Here is a 15,806-nt window from a genome sequence, read left to right on the forward strand (position 1 = left end):
GGGATGGATTCTTTCTTTTCTAACAATTTTTGGTTATTCTACCAAATTTTTATTCTGTCCTGAGGCGCTTTATACATTTTGTCCCCAGGTTTTATATCAAATGCCTTATGGAATGCATCCTGATTGACCAGCGGCCCAAATGCCCTGAACACTCCAGGAGAATGCGGATCGGTTTTTACCTGGTTGATCATATACTGGTCGGTAGATTTCGTTCTCCACACGGTTGCCCAGCTCATGAAGAATCTCTGATCCTGTGTAAATCCACTTATTTTTCCAGGATTTCCTTTGTCTTTAAGATACATCTGAAGAGCATCGTAAGCTACTGCTACTCCACCAAGGTCACCGATATTTTCACCGCTTGTAAATTTACCGTTCACAAAGCTTCCTTTTACCGGTTCGTAAGCGCTGTACTGAGTAGCTAGCTGCCCTACTTTTGCATCAAAGTTCTTACGGTCTTCATCTGTCCACCAGTTGTTAAGGTTTCCGTCACCGTCAAAACGTGAACCGCTGTCATCAAATCCGTGAGAGATCTCGTGCCCGATAACAGCTCCGATACCGCCAAAGTTTACTGCAGCATCAGCTTTTGGATTATAGAAAGGAGGCTGAAGAATAGCCGCAGGGAAAACGATCTCGTTGTTTGATCCGCTGTAATAAGCATTTACAGTTTGGGGAGACATCCCCCATTCTGTTTTGTCAACCGGTTTTCCTACTTTATCAAGACTTCTCTGATACTGCCATGCAGATACATTCTGAAGATTGGAATATAGGGTTGCCCCCTGTTTTGGAGATTCTACTTTCAATTGGGTATAATCTTTCCATTTATCCGGATAAGCGATCTTTACAGTGAATTTAGATAATTTCTCCTGAGCTTTCACTTTAGTTGCAGGAGACATCCAGTCCATATCATTGATATGGGTTTTGAATGATTTTAAAATATAATCAATATACATCTCCATCTGGGCTTTTGCTTCAGGAGTAAAATATTTTTCAACATATAATTTTCCAAAAGCTTCACCAAGAACTCCATTCACAAGACTAAGCCCTCTTTTGTCCATTGGACGCTGTTCTTTCTGGCCCTGAAGATATTTTGAATAGAAATCAAATCTGATCTGCTCAAGCTTATCATCAAGATTGCTTGCATTACCGTTAATCAGGTGATATTTCAGGTAATCTTTTAGCAGAGGAAGATTCTTTTCGGTAATGAACTGATCCATGTTCTGGTAATATTTCAGCTCTCCAATGATTACTTTATCTGTATTTACCCCTGCATCTTTCAGGTATTTAGCCAAGTTAACGTTTTTTACCAGTCCTGAAAGCTCAGTCACATTTTTTGGATTGTATCTCAGATTGGCATCTCTGTTCTGCTCCAGAGTCAGTAGATAATTGGCAAGCTGTTTTTCAAATGTCACTACATTCTGCGCAGCCTGATCTGCATTTTTATTTCCTAAAACTCCGAATAATTTTCCTACATAAGTCTGATATTCTGCCAAAGTTTTAGTATTGGCCTCATTTACTTTCTGATAGTAGTCTCTTCCTAGTCCAAGATCGGGACCGCCAAGATATACGGCATTCATTTTAGAATTCTTCATATCTGCACCTACTCTCCATCCATAGAAAGAATTATCGCCTAATTTTGTAGCTTCAAGAAGGTATTTCTGCAGATCATTAAGATTTTTGATCGCCTCAATTTTTGCCAGATCTCCTTTAATAGGGGTTAATCCATCTGCATTTCTTTTGCTTACATCCATGAAAGACGCGTACAAATTCTGGATCTTCTGTCCTTCGGATCCTTCGGAATAAGTTTCGGATAAAATTTTATTTAAGATATCCAGAGAAGCATCATCTACATTTTCCCTCAACGCATTGAAAGAACCCCAGCTCGCTTTATCTGAAGGAATCTGGGTAGTTTTCACCCAATTTCCGTTCACATAGCTAAAAAAGTCATCCTGCGGGCGAACACTTTTATCCATATAAGATAAATTGATTCCCTCTTCTTTTACTTCTTCTTTCACAGATTCTGCAACGGCAACCGTAGTTTCATTTTTGGTTTCCGTTCCGGCAGTTTTAGCCGTTCCGCATGAGTTTAAAAATACAATGCCGGAAAGGGCAAGTATTCCAATATTTAGCTTTTTCATTAAAGATAATTTTTGATGGTCACAAACTTACCAAATATACGAAATTATGTCAATCCTTATTTAGTTTATTTCAACACTTTTAATATATGATTATCAAATAAATAAACCTGAATAACTATTTTACCCAGGTTTAATTGACTTAATATAATATCCTTTAAATTAAACGTACTTCACCTTTTACACTAATGATATCTCCACTTTCATAGCTGCCTCCTTGTATATCAATAAAGCCATCAGAATTAACAATAGATTCCAGTCCTGTGGTAACAGATATTCCACTACTTCCAAATTCATAGAATACATTTCCTATAAAAAATCCCCTATAATACTTTACCACTGAACCTACATATACTTGTAAATTGACATATACAATTTGAGTCCATGTATGCTTAATTTTAGTTTTAAGGTGTACTAAATTAGGTTGTGACGAGTTTACTTCAAAGCCAGAGGCTCCATCATATCCGCGGGTATACTGTCCTGAGTAGTTTCCCGAAATCAACCCTTTTGCATTTTGAATATTGGCTAAGTAGGTTGGAAATCTTATTTTACCATTTAAATTATAATTAGCCCCAAAGTCATTTAATAAAAAATTATTTATGGAACTTCCATAGCTTGTATTCAACCCAATTTCTATTCCATAGCCATAATCATTTTCAGTATTTTCGAATAATTGATTATACCCTAACATATGAACAAAAATATTGCTTGGAAGTAAGTGAATATTATTTATAGGTAGACCAACGTAGCTTATAAGTTTAGAAGCTGGTCTACTTAGAAAATTAATATAATTATTATCTATGGTAAAATTATCTATATAACTTTTAAATTCAAATGCTTTTTCAAAACCTTCTATGTATGAATTAACAATTGAACAGTTATTAACTTCAGAATTAAACTGAATACCTGTTGTAACTCCTTCTACAGAAATTGCATCAAAATGGCAAGCTCTTAAGGGTCCGTCAAACTTATAACCAACTAAAGAATTTGCAGCCACCAATGCACGGAAAACATTTAAGTTAATATCTCCTAAAAAGATAAAACGTTCGCCTATTCTTGCTTCATTTTGGTGAGTTGTCCTTAAATCGTCAAAAACTGTATAATAGTTATTGATCGATTTCAGCAAAGTTGAAAATTTTTGAGAGGAAATATTAGATAATTCACAGCCCTGATGCCAGTCTTTTATAACCAAAGCCGGAGAAGTAACATTATACAAAGTTGTCAACAAGGAAAAATTTCCAAATTTAATACCAAAACAATTATTAGTATCATTAGGTTCCCCTATTGCACTGACCAATTCTCCCTGATCATAATATCCTGACTCAAACACAGTAAAATCAGATTGTATCAAAAACACAGATTCGTTAAAATCATACGTTTTAGACAAAAAAGCCAAATCAGGGTTCTGTGGAATATAAATTGTTTTAGTGATAAGATAAGTGCCTTTACCTGAAGTAACTGATAATTTAAATTGATCTGCTGAAATAAAAGCCTGCTGAATTGCATCTGAGCAATCTGTGATACCATCCGGTAGCGCTCCAAACCATCTTATATCTACCCGGCTGTCTTCCAAAACTCTTCTGTAATAAACATTTCCTACCTTTTTATAAAGAATATCATCACAATATGCATCCGTAATAGCATCGCCATTATATGTTCTATCCGTTTCTATAAAAGTTGTCCACTCCCCTATGTAAGGATCATTAATTTCAATTGTATTCATTTTTGTTAAATTTTAATTAGTAACATTAAACAATATTCTTGCAAGAACTTCTGAAATCAAAGATATAAGAGTGTAGCGACAGAACACGTCGTGTAATAAACTATATGATATAGCCTTTTTTAAAACAAAAACCGCTCATTGCTGAGCGGTTTTACTATTTTTTGGTGTTTTTTACCAGATTTTGATTCTGTCTGCAGGTTCTTTATAAAGCTTGTCTCCTTTTTTCACGTCAAATGCATTGTAGAAGGCATCAACATTGATGAGTGGACCGAAGCTTCTGAAATATCCCGGAGAATGCGGGTCAGTTTTTACCTGGTTCACCATATATTTTTCACTGGATAAAGTTCTCCAAACAGTTGCCCAGCTCAGGAAGAACCTCTGATCCTGGCTGAATCCGCTGATTTTCCCTGGATTTCCTTTATCTTTTAAATACATCTGAAGGGCATCGTAAGCGATATTTACTCCTCCTAAGTCAGCGATATTTTCACCGTTTGTGAAAGTACCGTTTACGAAAGTTCCTTTTACCGGCTCATATTTGTCATACTGCGCAGCAAGAGCTTTTGTTGCTTTCTCGAAGTTTGCTTTATCTGCCGGTGTCCACCAGTCTACCAGGTTTCCGTCCGCATCAAACTGTGCTCCTGAATCATCAAACCCATGGCTCATTTCATGACCGATAACAGCACCGATACCTCCGAAGTTAACGGCAGCATCAGCTTTAGGATTGAAGAAAGGCGGCTGAAGGATTGCAGCAGGGAAAACGATCTCGTTGTTAACCGGGTTATAGTAAGCATTTACCGTTTGCGGCGTCATACCCCATTCTGTTTTATCCACAGCTTTACCGATTTTTGCTAAATCTTTATTATACTGCCATTCGGTAATATTCTGAAGATTGCTATATAGATTCCCACCTTTAGCTTCAGAAACGATATCTAATTTTGAATAGTCTTTCCATTTATCCGGGTAAGCAACTTTTACGGTAAACTTGTTCAGTTTGTTCATTGCTTTTTCCTTCGTTGTAGTAGACATCCACGCTAAATTGTTGATGTGAACTGCAAAGCTTTTCTTCAAATAGTCGATCAATTCTACCATCTGTGCTTTTGCTTCAGCCGGGAAGTATTTTTCAACATATAATTTACCGAAAGCTTCACCAAGCGTACCATTGATCAATTCGAAACCTCTTTTGTTCAATGCTCTCTGCTCCTGCTGACCTCTTAGGTATTTACCATAGAAGTCAAATCTCATGTTACCTAATTTTTCACTTAAGTAAGCCGCGCTTCCGTGGATCATGTGGAATTTTAAATAATCCTTGATCACAGGAAGGTTCTGAGCAGTCACCAATTTATCAAATTCTTTGTAATATCCTATTTCTCCGATGATTACTTTATCTGTAGTTACTCCTACTTTTTTAAGGTAAGCAGGGATATCAACACCTTTTACCAATGTTGAAAGCTCAGCCATTGTTTTTGGGTTATACTGCAGTGTATTATCACGGCTCTGTTCGTTGGTAAGATAAGTTTTTGCAATGCTTTTTTCATAATCAACGATTCCTTTTGCCGCTGCATCAGCATTTTTATAACCTAACTCCTTAAGCATGGAAGCTACATATTTATGATATTCAGCAAGAGCTTCTGTATTTTTTTCGTTTACTTTCTGATAATAATCTCTTCCTAGTCCCAAAGAAGCATTACCTAAGTAAACCCCATTCATTTTAGAATCTTTAAGATCTGCATCAACACCCCATCCGTACAAAGTATTTTCTCCGTCTTTAGTTACAGAAGTCAGGTAGTTCTGAAGGTCAGCCAGATTTTTGATCGCGTCAATTTTATTCAGATTATCTTGAATAGGCTTGATTCCATCTGCATTTCTCTTCTCCATATTCATATAGGTAGCATACAGATCCTGGATCTTCTTACCTTCGCTTCCGTCAGCAAATTTATCTTTCAGAAGAGAGTTCAGAATAGTCATTGAGTTATTGTCTGTATCTTCAGCCAGTTTGTTGAAGCTTCCCCAGGTTGGCTTATCAGACGGAATTTTGGCTGTTTTCATCCAAGTTCCGCTTACGTAGTTATAAAAATCATCCTGTGGACGTACGGAAGTATCCATAAGACTAATGTCCAAGCCTTTATCTGTGCTGTTAACCACTGTTTTTACGGCTTTTGCCTGTCCGTTCACTGTATTTAACGAACAAATCCCGGTCAGTAAAAACAAAGATAGCGTTAGTTTTTTCATTATGATAGCAATTTATAGTATATGTCTGTTATTTTCATAATCCGTTACAATTCTTTTCAATAAAAAATTGGCACTTATAAATATTGATTCTTTTCCTTCCGGATAATTAAAAATTATTCCGAAATTAATAAGCTCACCAGATCCTGGATGATCTTCTGGGAAACGAAATTCATGAAATCAAGCCTATCCAGATGAGGCATGTAGAGTTTTGAAGTGACTTCTTTTTCATTGATCCGTATGGTATAAAAAACTGTTCCTACTTCTTTACCGTCCTCTCCTCTGTCCGGACCTGCAACCCCTGTTGTTGACAGGGAAATATTAGCACCAAATAATTTTTGGCAACCTGCTGCCATTTCACTGGCCACCTGTTCACTTACAACTGTAAACTGATCTACGGTTTCTTTAGAAATTTTTAAAATCTCTATTTTCTTTTCTGTAGCGTAGGGTACAATTCCGCCAAGAAAATATTTAGAGCTTCCGGAATTGGATGTGATCATTTTTGCTAATTCACCTCCGGTGCAGCTTTCTGCTGTGGAAATCGTCAGTTTTCTTTCTGTAAGGATTTCTGCCAGGATCTTTTCTATTTTATCTTCCGTTACTGCAATCACATGGCCTTCTACCAAAGGAAGAAGTTTCTGGATTTCGTCTTCTGCCTGCTGTTTCAAGGCCGCTTCATTATCTCCTGAGGCAGTCAGTCTCAGTTTTACACGCGTCCCTACCGGCAGATAAGACAATGCGATATTTGTAGGAAGGGAAAGTTCCCAGTCTTCAATAATATCTGCAAGAATGCTCTCGGGGATTCCCACCACAGAAACTATTCTTGTATGGATATAGTAAAGATTGAACTTTTCTTTTAAATAAGGTACAATTTGATCCCTGATCAACGGCTTTACTTCATAAGGAACACCCGGAAGGCTGAAACATAATTTCCCGTCCTGCTCCATCATCATACATGGTGCAGTTCCAAAGTGGTTTTGAAAAACAACAGATTTTGAGGGAACAAAAGCCTGCTCTTTGTTTCTTTCAAGGATATCCAGACGCCCGCGCCTTTCCATATAATTTTTAAGGTGGTTGAACGTGACCTCATCCAAAGCAATTTCGTCATTGAAAAATTCCGTCAGTGCCTTTTTTGTCTTATCATCTCTTGTCGGCCCCAAACCACCTGTAGTGATAATCAGATCGCCAAGTTCGAAAGCAGCGCTTAAAGTATTTTTAATGATATCAATTTCATCTGATATTGTGAAGATCTGTGTAACCTGTATGCCTATATTTTTAAGCTCTGTGGCAATAAAATTAGAATTGGTATCAACGGTGTTTCCGGAAAGGATTTCATCACCGATAGTAATCAGAACAGCTTTTTCCATATATAATTCTTGAAAGAAAATGTCCTGCAAATGACGTAAAAATCTATGGCTGCGACAACATAAAATGATTTTTTCTATCTTTGGCTGATACTGTTTAAAGCTATAATTATTCGACGATGGCAAAATATGATGATGCTTCCTGGCACTATGGCGGAGAATATCCGGAAAATTTACCTGATGAAAATGCAGCTACTCACATTGGAATGTTTCTGACCTGGTGCATCAACAACGATCTTTTATCGGAAGAGCTGACTGAAGATTCCCGGGACGAAATACAAAGCGTAAAAAGACGGGAGATGACAGGAGCAGAATTCCTGATTGATGTATGTGATGAAAAATTCAGCGAATATGATCTGAATGATCCTGGTAATGGTTTTGCACAGGCTTATTATAATGATGACACGGTTTTTGGGAAGAAATTCAATTCGTTTACAGATGATTATTCGGAAACTTTTGACAAAAAAGCGGAAGAAAATGATTTTGAATATGAGTCTTTCTATCATGTAGAAAACACGTATGAAAACTATGATCTTATAAAACCTGTTATTGACCAGCGTTTTGAGGAATGGAAGGAGTTTTCCGGAAGCTAAATTTCAGGTTACTGGCTTGAGAGTTTCGCCTAAAACCTTGGTTCTTGAATATAGTGTCCTGTTTCTTGATTCCTAGCTCTCACATTACTGATTATGCTTTACCCAAATAAGTTCATCTGTATTATAGCCAATCTTTTTAGCTTTTTCAATGAAACGCTGCCTCATGCTTTCAGGAATGGTTGTTGTACGGGAAAGGATCCATAAGTATTTTAAACTGCTTCCTGCAACCAGGGTATATTGGTAATCTTCGTCAATATCAATAACATTATAGCCAGCCCAGACCGGTTTGAAAAATGAAACCTTAAGACGGGCTTCGGTTTTGTTTTTTACAAATTGGGCTTCTCCTACAGATTCTTTCCATTCTTTTTTAACGTAGTCGTAGCCTTTATTAACAACACGGATAGAACCGTTGGGATTTTCAGAATATTCGGCAGTGACATTATCCATATTTTTCTCGAACCTGTAATCAAAACGGGCAACTTCGTACCATCTTCCGAGATATTTTTTAGCATCAAAATTGTTGACCGCCACTGCTCCTTTGGGAATTCCGGCAGAACAGGAACGGTAAATAATCAGTCCCAGAACACCTAACGTGACAGGAACAGCAATTTTCTGAAAAGTTTTCATAATTGGAATATTTTACGTGATTGCAGTGAAAACTTCAAAAATAATGCCTTTAAACTGTTAAGGAACAATAAAATCTAAGAAAATACTTTCAGGAAATTATCTTTAAAACTACCTGAAACCTCAATTTCTGTATCATCTGAAAGCATCACAGTTCCACTTTTATGGTAAGATTTTACAAATCCTGCATTGATGATATGGGAACGATGAACCCTTACAAAAGGATTTTCCAGAAGATCATCGAAATGTTTCAGAAAACGGCAGACCATCTTTTTTGAGCCATCGGTAAGGTAAACCTGTGTGAAATTTCCATCTGCCTGCAGCCTTAGGATATCTTCAGTTTTTACGACATCAAATCCCTGAAGTGTTGGGAGAATGAGCTGCTGTTTTTCAGGTTTTAATTTTAAATTTTCAAGAAGAACTTTATTACGGCTGAGTTCTTCTTTATTTTCAAGGCTTTCCGCTACTTTATTCACTGCCAGAATAAGCTCCTGAATATCTATCGGCTTTAAAATATAATAACTGGCCGATTTATTAAGTGCCTGCAACGAATATTGAGAAAAGGCTGTGATAAAGATGGTTTCGTAGGAAAATTCTTTGGTGGCTTCCAGCACATCAAAGGCATTCCCGAAAGGCATTTCTACATCCAAAAAGACCAATTGCGGTCGTTTTTCAGCAATCAGTGGTACGGCTTCCTTTATATTTTCCGCCTCTCCTACAATTTCTATCTGTGGACAGTATTTTGTGATATAATTTCTGAGAACTTCTCTTGCAATGATCTCATCGTCTACGATTACGGATTGTATTTTCATTTTTTCCAGGTTAGAGGTTGCAAATAATAGCAGGTGCTAGAATGGATTTATTGGTATTTTCCGTCTTTAAATTTTAAGATGCGGCAGAAGGTTTTTGAGATTTTATTTTCTTTACAGTCTCCCTGTGCTTCTTTGCTTATTGTTTTTACAGAAATGGTTTTAATTTTAAGGTCAGTGAAATTATTGGTTTTCGTTTTATCCATCATAATTACGGAACTGTTACCTTCAGATTCACCGGTACATCGGGTATCCCATTCTGCACCGTAACGGCTTAATTCCAAATCATTCAAAACTTTTTTTAGAGTCTTCTCTACAGGATAATAGAGTGAAATGGTTTCTGAAGAATAGGGATTGGGCTGACTGCCGTTTGCAACACTTATTTTTATACCAAAAGCACGAATACTGCTGCTGATGTTATATAATCCTGTATCAATGGTTATACTTTTCAGCATGATGGCATCTGAAGTGATTTCTTCCGGATCAAGATACTGATTTTTAATTCCACCGTTTTCATCAGTGATCACAATATAGTTTCGGACCACGAAAAAATCTTCTTCGCTTTTGCCCTGCAGGATAGGCAGAACAGCGATGTATGAATCTTCCACATTTGGCATTTTCTTTTCCGTGCAGAATTCTTCTCTAATTGCAGCTTTATCAAGCTTTAGATTGTTCACGATATTTTCAAACCGGGTATCATTGATTTCCTGTCCGAAGATTCTTACAAATGAAAACATCAGTATCCCTATGAATAAATGCTTCTTCATTTCTTCCATATTTATGCAAGGTTTATTTTTATATTCACTAAAACACCGCTGTTATGTTCTTTATCTTTTATAGTACACATAATCTCTTTTTTGTAGAGATCATTCAGCAGCCTGATTCTTTCCAGTGTATTTTTCATTCCACGGCCTTCTCTGGTTTTCTGGTGCTGGGTTTTCTGTTTCTTGCTTTCCTGAATCCCTATTCCATTGTCTTCAATGGTAATCTTTAAATGCTGCGCCTCTTTTTCAAAACTCAATTTCAAAAATCCTTTTTCTCTTCTGTAACGCAGCCCGTGCCACACCGCATTTTCAAGGAATGGCTGGACAAGCATTCCGGGAACTTTCAGGCTTTGCATATTCAGACTTTCATCAACTTCAATTTCATAATCGAATTTATCGGCAAAACGTGTCTTTTCAAGAGCAAGATAATTCTGAAGCAGGTCCAGTTCCTGCTGGAAAGGAATGAAATCTTCGGTGGAATTTTCCATAACGCCACGCATTAATTTTGAGAACTTCGTCAGATACTGGTTGGCTTCCAGCTCGTTATTTGTCGCAATAAAATGGTTGACACTATTTAAGCTGTTAAAGATAAAATGCGGATTCATTTCACGCCGTAACGACTGCAGGGCGATCTTTTTATTTTTGGTCTGAACTTTTTTCAGCATCCGAAAAATAAAGATAACGAGTCCGGTTAACAGAAGCAGAGCTCCAATCAAGCTGTAATTAAAAATATTTTTTCTGCGGATAAGCTGGTCTTTCAATTCTTTTTCTTTTTCAAGCTGTGAGATCCTCTGCTCGGTATCTTCCAGTATTTTATTATCAACCAGGCTTCGGTCTTTGGACACAATATCCGGAAGTTTCCCAAGGAAATCACGGTACAACGAAACTGAGGCATCTGTATTTCCTGTTATACTATACAGGCTGTCCAGTCTTTTTACGCTTTTCTGTGCTTCGAGTGTATGTCCTTTTTCCACAGCGATTCCATAGGCATTTTTTAATAATACTACGGCCTCTTCGGGATCATTTTTCTTAATATAAATATCAGCCAGTTCCTGGATCTGATTGACTTTTTCCTGTGAATTCTCTTTAACAAAGTCTTCTTTCAGAACTTTCTTTTTGGCTTCAATGGCTTTTTCAAAGTCCTTGTTATCAACATAAAAATTGGTCAGCTTCTGATTGATCTCCAAAGCCTGCTGAGGAGCTTCTTTTTTGGAAAGCACATAGGCATTGTTCAGGTTTTCCTCTGCTTTGGGAATATCTTTTTGCTCTATATTTACGTCTGCCATCTGGCTGTAGCTTGCAGCAAGATCTCCTTTATCTTTACTCTTCAGGTTTATATTGATATTATCCTGAATAGCTTCCGCCTTCTGCTCAACTGTAGGAGATGAAAGCCTGGCAGCATCGTTGGTATTAATAGCACTGCTTTTTTCAGTGTACCTCATTTCGGCAGCCTTACTGTAATTGCTGATAGCTGGAGTTATTTTATTCTGTTTTTCCTGGGACTGGGCAATTTTCCGGATGACCGATTCAAGATTTTTTTTATCGTTAAGGGTTTTATAAATGTTTCTGGCTTTGACTAAAAATTCTTCGCTTTTGGCATAATTCCCCTGATTGTAGTAATCATTGGCAATTCCTACATACGTATCGGCAACGCCTTTATTATCATTATTGTCTACTGCTTTTTTCAGCCTTATCGCAGATTTATAGGCTTGGGTAACCCGTGTGGAGTCCTGTGCTGCACAGAAACTTCCTGCAGCAAGAATAAATATAAACAGTATTTTAAAAATTAATTTCACAGATTTCGGATCTTGAATGCAAAGTAAGTAAAACTTTAGGTATCCTTTTCTATTCTTTACCAAGTCAAAACTCTATTTCATCAAGTTCACTGATCAAAGAATCAGAACATTTCATTTTTTTACCTGAGACTTCAGGAATAGATTAGACTAACAATACCATTTCTTATAGTCCCTACATGGATCGCTTTTTTCACCCTATCCACCAAGTGAAAACCTCATTTCACCAAGTCTTTAAGTTTCCGGTTTCGGATCGCAGTAATTTTACTTCAGAATTTAAAACAAGAAATTATGAAATTGAGACATTTTTTACTGATCGGAATCTTTACCCTGGGGAGCTTTACAAATGCACAGGAAATGAAGAAAAATGCAATTGAAGTTACAGGTATTGCAGAAATGGAAGTAGAGCCGGATGAGATCATCTTCAGCATCGGCATCAAAGCAGATAATAAGAATGAGCTAGCAGGCAACGAACAGAAGCTGTTTGAAACGTTAAAGAATGCCGGAGTTAAGAACGAAGACATCAAGTTTAAATCCATGTATCAGAATGTATATGCTAAAAATGGAAAATTTACTAAAAGCTACCAGTTTAAAGCCAATACAAAAGCAGATATCAGCAAAATATTCGAAGAGCTCAACCAGAAATGGGTAAGCAATCTGAATGTTGCGGAGGTGAAAAATACCAAAATTGCAGATTTCAGGAAAACCGTTAAGATCAATGCTTTAAAAGCCGCAAAAGAAAAGGCAGATTATCTTTTGGAAAGTATGGGCAAAAAGACCGGAGCTCCTATCGAAATCATCGAAATTGAAGATTACACCAGCGATACCGTTCTTCCCGTAGCCTATAAAAGCAGCGGTAGAAATATCCAGCTGGAAGCAGCAGATGCTGCGGTAGATTTTTCTTTTGACAATATTGAGAATATAAAAATAAAATACAGCATCAAAACGAGATACGAAATCCTCTAACATTAACAGATTTAAAGACAGTCCGAAAGGGCTGTTTTTTTTGTTTTAAACCAGTTTTTAAAGTTCACCAAGTGAAAGTCGGGTTTCACCAAGTCTCCTGATTTTCAGCCTTAAATATAGATAATTTTACTTCAGGAATTAAAACAATAAACCATGAAAAAGCTATCGATTACTGAAACATCCTTTGGAACAGCAACATCGGTAATTCAGACAAAATCAGTTTCTTATGAGGTGAAATATCCGAAGGAAAATACAGATTCAATATCACAGCAAATAACCAATAAAAAAATAGTATTATGACAACTTTAAAAATCGCAGCAATGACAGCTGTTACCACTTTTTTAAGCTCCGGCAGCTTTTCAGACATCCGCTGTTCAAACAGCAATACAGGCAGAGAGGCGTTGGTTCAAAATGCTTCGGTAGCACCGATTACGGTAACATCAAAGGATAATAAAATCCAGGTTGCCCTCCTACTGGATACTTCGAACAGTATGGATGGTCTGATCGATCAGGCTAAATCGAGACTTTGGAATATTGTGAATACTTTAACCACTCTTAAATATAACGGACAGGCCCCTCAAATCGAAATTGCCCTTTATGAATATGGAAATGATGGTATCCGCGATGAAAATTATATCCGCCAGGTTACTCCGCTTACTCAGGACCTGGATCTGGTTTCCGAAAAATTATTTGCCTTAAGAACCAACGGAGGAAGTGAATATTGCGGTGCTGTAATCCGCGACGCCTCGATGAATCTGAACTGGGACAGCAACGAAAAAAGCATGAAACTGATCTATATTGCCGGCAATGAACCGTTTGATCAGGGAAAGGTGAATTACAAGGAAGTTATTTCCAAAGCTAAAAACAAAAATATCTACACCAATACTATTTTCTGCGGAAACAGAGAAGAAGGAATGCAAACCTTCTGGCAGAACGGAGCAGTAGTGGGCGGCGGTAAATATTTCAATATCGACAGCGACAGAAAAGTAATTTATATCGAAACACCTTATGATATAAAAATCTCAGAATGTAATACAAAACTGAATGACACCTACATTTATTATGGAAGTCATGGTTCTGAATATAAGCTTAAACAGGTTACTCAGGACAGAAATGCAGAAGTTCAGTCGGTTTCCAATTACGTAGAAAGAACCGTAGCCAAATCTAAAAAGAATGCTTATAAAAACGATCACTGGGATTTGGTGGACAAAGCTGAAAATGATGCAGGATTTATCGCTACAGTAAAAGATGATGCTCTGCCAGCTGAGCTGAAAGGCAAAAGTAAGGAAGAGATCAAAAAAGTTGTCGCAGCAAAATCTGCAGAACGCGGGAAAATCCAGAAGGAAATTGACGAATTATCCAGAAAACGCCAGGAGTACATTGATGCCAACATCAAAAAACAGAGCAGTGCAGATTCTGATGACCTTGGGAAAGCAATTGAAAGATCCATTCTGGAGCAGGCAAAAGCAAGCGGCTATACTTTTAAATAATGGTTTAAAAATCTGTACAGCTGTGACTTCGAGTGCCTATGTTCAGCATTAGCTTAGTTCAGTTTTAGTCTTCATCTACATCCGGCGGCTAAGGCACTCGAAGCCACCGGTTCTATCTTCCAAACTTAAAATACCTTGACAGCGGGTGTTTCTTCTTTTTCATAAACCGGGAAGCCATTTCCATACCTGTCACAGAAAAAGTAATTCCATTTCCTCCGAAACCCAGTACAAAATAAGAGTTCTTGAATTTTTTATGTTCTCCGATATAAGGCAATCCGTCTTTGGTTTCCCCAAAAGTTCCTGCCCATACAAAATCTGTATAAAAATGATAATCAGGTTTTATTTTTTTTAGGTTGCTCAGAATCTCTTTTTCCTTTTTATCCAGAATGGCATCACGTTTTTCAGCACTGTAGAAATCTTCATCACCGCCCCCAATCAGGAGCCGGCCATCAGCCGTTGCCCTCATATAAATATAAGGGGTATCTGTATTCCAGATCAAAGTATTGCTGATATTTTTGAATTTATCGTCATCAATTTCTGAAACGATTGCATAAGTGCTTTTTAAATCAACAAAATTTTCCTTCAGCAGGTTTTTGCTTTCATAACCAATACAGTAGATCACTTTTTTAGTTTTAATCTGAAAACCGCTGTCTACGCTCACAAGATTAAAACCTTTATGGTATTCCACCTTCTTCATTTCGGTTTTATCAAAGATTTTCAGTCCCTTTTTTATGTTGTGCTGAAATAACTCATGAGCAAACCTGAAAGCATCAATACTAGCTCCCTGTTTAGAGAGAATAGCACCATAAGTCTTTTCAAACCCAAACTGTTCCAAAACCTGATCCGCCTCCAGCCATTTTACATTAAATCCTGCATTTTTTCTTGCAGTATATTCATTTTTAAGCCAACTGACATCTTTCTTTTTTGATGCAAAATACAAGGATTTCTTCCGTTTAAAACCTGCATCAGATCTTATTTGTTTTGAAAGCTTTTCAAGAGTATCTATCGCATCCGAACATGCTTTGTAACTGTCTACAGCTCCTTTCTTACCAATCATTTTTTCCAGCTCAAAAAGAGGAACATCTATCTCATACTGCAGCATGGAAGTGGTTGCAGAGGTACTTCCGTTACAGAGTTCACGTTTGTCAATCAGGATCGTTTTATGGCCGTCACTGATCATTTGATGAGCAATAAGACTTCCGGTAATTCCACCTCCTACAATTAATACATCACAATCTTCATTTGATTTCAGGGATGGATATGAAGCTGTTAATCCATTTTTTAAAAGCCAGAAAGGTTCATTTGATTTTAGATCCATAATT

General features: G+C 37.2%; 13 protein-coding genes. 4 read left to right on the forward strand and 9 right to left on the reverse strand.

All coding sequences use genetic code 11. The annotated features are described in order from the left end of the window. Positions 1–38 precede the first annotated feature (38 nt). From J2T03_RS07750 to J2T03_RS07765, 4 genes are all read right to left on the reverse strand, one after another. Positions 39–2,135, reverse strand: a complete 2,097-nt coding sequence (locus tag J2T03_RS07750) for a M13 family metallopeptidase (protein WP_307210443.1) — start codon at positions 2,133–2,135, stop codon at positions 39–41. A 154-nt stretch (positions 2,136–2,289) separates the two neighbouring features. Beyond that, a complete protein-coding gene (locus J2T03_RS07755) occupies positions 2,290–3,855 on the reverse strand; it encodes a glycosyl hydrolase family 28-related protein (RefSeq protein ID WP_307210446.1) in 1,566 nt (521 codons plus the stop codon). 171 nt (positions 3,856–4,026) lie between these two features. After that, complete coding sequence (locus J2T03_RS07760; protein ID WP_307210448.1) at positions 4,027–6,084, reverse strand: M13 family metallopeptidase; 2,058 nt, start codon at positions 6,082–6,084, stop codon at positions 4,027–4,029. A 113-nt stretch (positions 6,085–6,197) separates the two neighbouring features. After that, on the reverse strand, positions 6,198–7,448 hold the full coding sequence (locus J2T03_RS07765; RefSeq protein WP_307210450.1) for a CinA family nicotinamide mononucleotide deamidase-related protein: 1,251 nt from the start codon (positions 7,446–7,448) through the stop codon (positions 6,198–6,200). A 116-nt stretch (positions 7,449–7,564) separates the two neighbouring features. Between J2T03_RS07765 and J2T03_RS07770 the strand changes: the two genes are divergently transcribed. Further along, on the forward strand, positions 7,565–8,038 hold the full coding sequence (locus J2T03_RS07770) for a DUF7832 domain-containing protein (protein WP_307210451.1): 474 nt from the start codon (positions 7,565–7,567) through the stop codon (positions 8,036–8,038). Between the two features lie 84 nt (positions 8,039–8,122). Here the strand turns inward: J2T03_RS07770 and J2T03_RS07775 are convergent, their stop codons facing one another. From J2T03_RS07775 to J2T03_RS07790, 4 genes are all read right to left on the reverse strand, one after another. Beyond that, positions 8,123–8,665, reverse strand: coding sequence for a lipocalin family protein (locus J2T03_RS07775; protein ID WP_307210454.1), 543 nt, complete (start codon positions 8,663–8,665; stop codon positions 8,123–8,125). Positions 8,666–8,739: 74 nt separating this feature from the next. After that, positions 8,740–9,474, reverse strand: a complete 735-nt coding sequence (locus J2T03_RS07780; RefSeq protein WP_306844359.1) for a LytR/AlgR family response regulator transcription factor — start codon at positions 9,472–9,474, stop codon at positions 8,740–8,742. Positions 9,475–9,521: 47 nt separating this feature from the next. Further along, positions 9,522–10,238 carry a hypothetical protein gene (locus J2T03_RS07785; RefSeq protein ID WP_307210456.1) on the reverse strand — a complete coding sequence of 239 codons (717 nt, stop codon included), beginning with the start codon at positions 10,236–10,238 and terminating at the stop codon, positions 9,522–9,524. Between the two features lie 11 nt (positions 10,239–10,249). Beyond that, a complete protein-coding gene (locus tag J2T03_RS07790; RefSeq protein ID WP_307210459.1) occupies positions 10,250–12,031 on the reverse strand; it encodes a tetratricopeptide repeat-containing sensor histidine kinase in 1,782 nt (593 codons plus the stop codon). Positions 12,032–12,319: 288 nt separating this feature from the next. Here J2T03_RS07790 and J2T03_RS07795 point away from each other — a divergent pair, with 288 nt between their 5' ends. The 3 genes from J2T03_RS07795 (at position 12,320) to J2T03_RS07805 (ending at position 14,484) form a co-directional block, all read left to right on the forward strand. Then, positions 12,320–12,994 carry an SIMPL domain-containing protein gene (locus J2T03_RS07795; protein WP_307210464.1) on the forward strand — a complete coding sequence of 225 codons (675 nt, stop codon included), beginning with the start codon at positions 12,320–12,322 and terminating at the stop codon, positions 12,992–12,994. A gap of 153 nt (positions 12,995–13,147) precedes the next feature. After that, entirely contained in the window at positions 13,148–13,294 is a 147-nt protein-coding gene (locus J2T03_RS07800; RefSeq protein ID WP_307210466.1) for a hypothetical protein, read from the forward strand. Further along, positions 13,291–14,484, forward strand: coding sequence for a vWA domain-containing protein (locus tag J2T03_RS07805; RefSeq protein WP_307210468.1), 1,194 nt, complete (start codon positions 13,291–13,293; stop codon positions 14,482–14,484). Before J2T03_RS07800 ends, J2T03_RS07805 begins: the two co-directional genes overlap by 4 nt. 112 nt (positions 14,485–14,596) lie before the next feature. Here the strand turns inward: J2T03_RS07805 and J2T03_RS07810 are convergent, their stop codons facing one another. Next, a complete protein-coding gene (locus tag J2T03_RS07810) occupies positions 14,597–15,802 on the reverse strand; it encodes an NAD(P)/FAD-dependent oxidoreductase (RefSeq protein WP_307210470.1) in 1,206 nt (401 codons plus the stop codon). Positions 15,803–15,806: the final 4 nt, after the last annotated feature.

The sequence above is a fragment of the Chryseobacterium lathyri genome, from assembly GCF_030812195.1.
Taxonomy (GTDB): Bacteria; Bacteroidota; Bacteroidia; order Flavobacteriales; family Weeksellaceae; genus Chryseobacterium; species Chryseobacterium lathyri_A.

What these genes read in the sequence shown, in the direction of transcription:
- J2T03_RS07750 (WP_307210443.1), bottom strand. Translation starts at nt 2,135, where the DNA reads ATGAAAAAGCTAAATATTGGAATACTTGCCCTTTCCGGCATTGTATTT.
- J2T03_RS07755 (WP_307210446.1), bottom strand. Translation starts at nt 3,855, where the DNA reads ATGAATACAATTGAAATTAATGATCCTTACATAGGGGAGTGGACAACT.
- J2T03_RS07760 (WP_307210448.1), bottom strand. Translation starts at nt 6,084, where the DNA reads ATGAAAAAACTAACGCTATCTTTGTTTTTACTGACCGGGATTTGTTCG.
- J2T03_RS07765 (WP_307210450.1), bottom strand. Translation starts at nt 7,448, where the DNA reads ATGGAAAAAGCTGTTCTGATTACTATCGGTGATGAAATCCTTTCCGGA.
- J2T03_RS07770 (WP_307210451.1), top strand. Translation starts at nt 7,565, where the DNA reads ATGGCAAAATATGATGATGCTTCCTGGCACTATGGCGGAGAATATCCG.
- J2T03_RS07775 (WP_307210454.1), bottom strand. Translation starts at nt 8,665, where the DNA reads ATGAAAACTTTTCAGAAAATTGCTGTTCCTGTCACGTTAGGTGTTCTG.
- J2T03_RS07780 (WP_306844359.1), bottom strand. Translation starts at nt 9,474, where the DNA reads ATGAAAATACAATCCGTAATCGTAGACGATGAGATCATTGCAAGAGAA.
- J2T03_RS07785 (WP_307210456.1), bottom strand. Translation starts at nt 10,238, where the DNA reads ATGAAGAAGCATTTATTCATAGGGATACTGATGTTTTCATTTGTAAGA.
- J2T03_RS07795 (WP_307210464.1), top strand. Translation starts at nt 12,320, where the DNA reads ATGAAATTGAGACATTTTTTACTGATCGGAATCTTTACCCTGGGGAGC.
- J2T03_RS07800 (WP_307210466.1), top strand. Translation starts at nt 13,148, where the DNA reads ATGAAAAAGCTATCGATTACTGAAACATCCTTTGGAACAGCAACATCG.
- J2T03_RS07805 (WP_307210468.1), top strand. Translation starts at nt 13,291, where the DNA reads ATGACAACTTTAAAAATCGCAGCAATGACAGCTGTTACCACTTTTTTA.
- J2T03_RS07810 (WP_307210470.1), bottom strand. Translation starts at nt 15,802, where the DNA reads ATGGATCTAAAATCAAATGAACCTTTCTGGCTTTTAAAAAATGGATTA.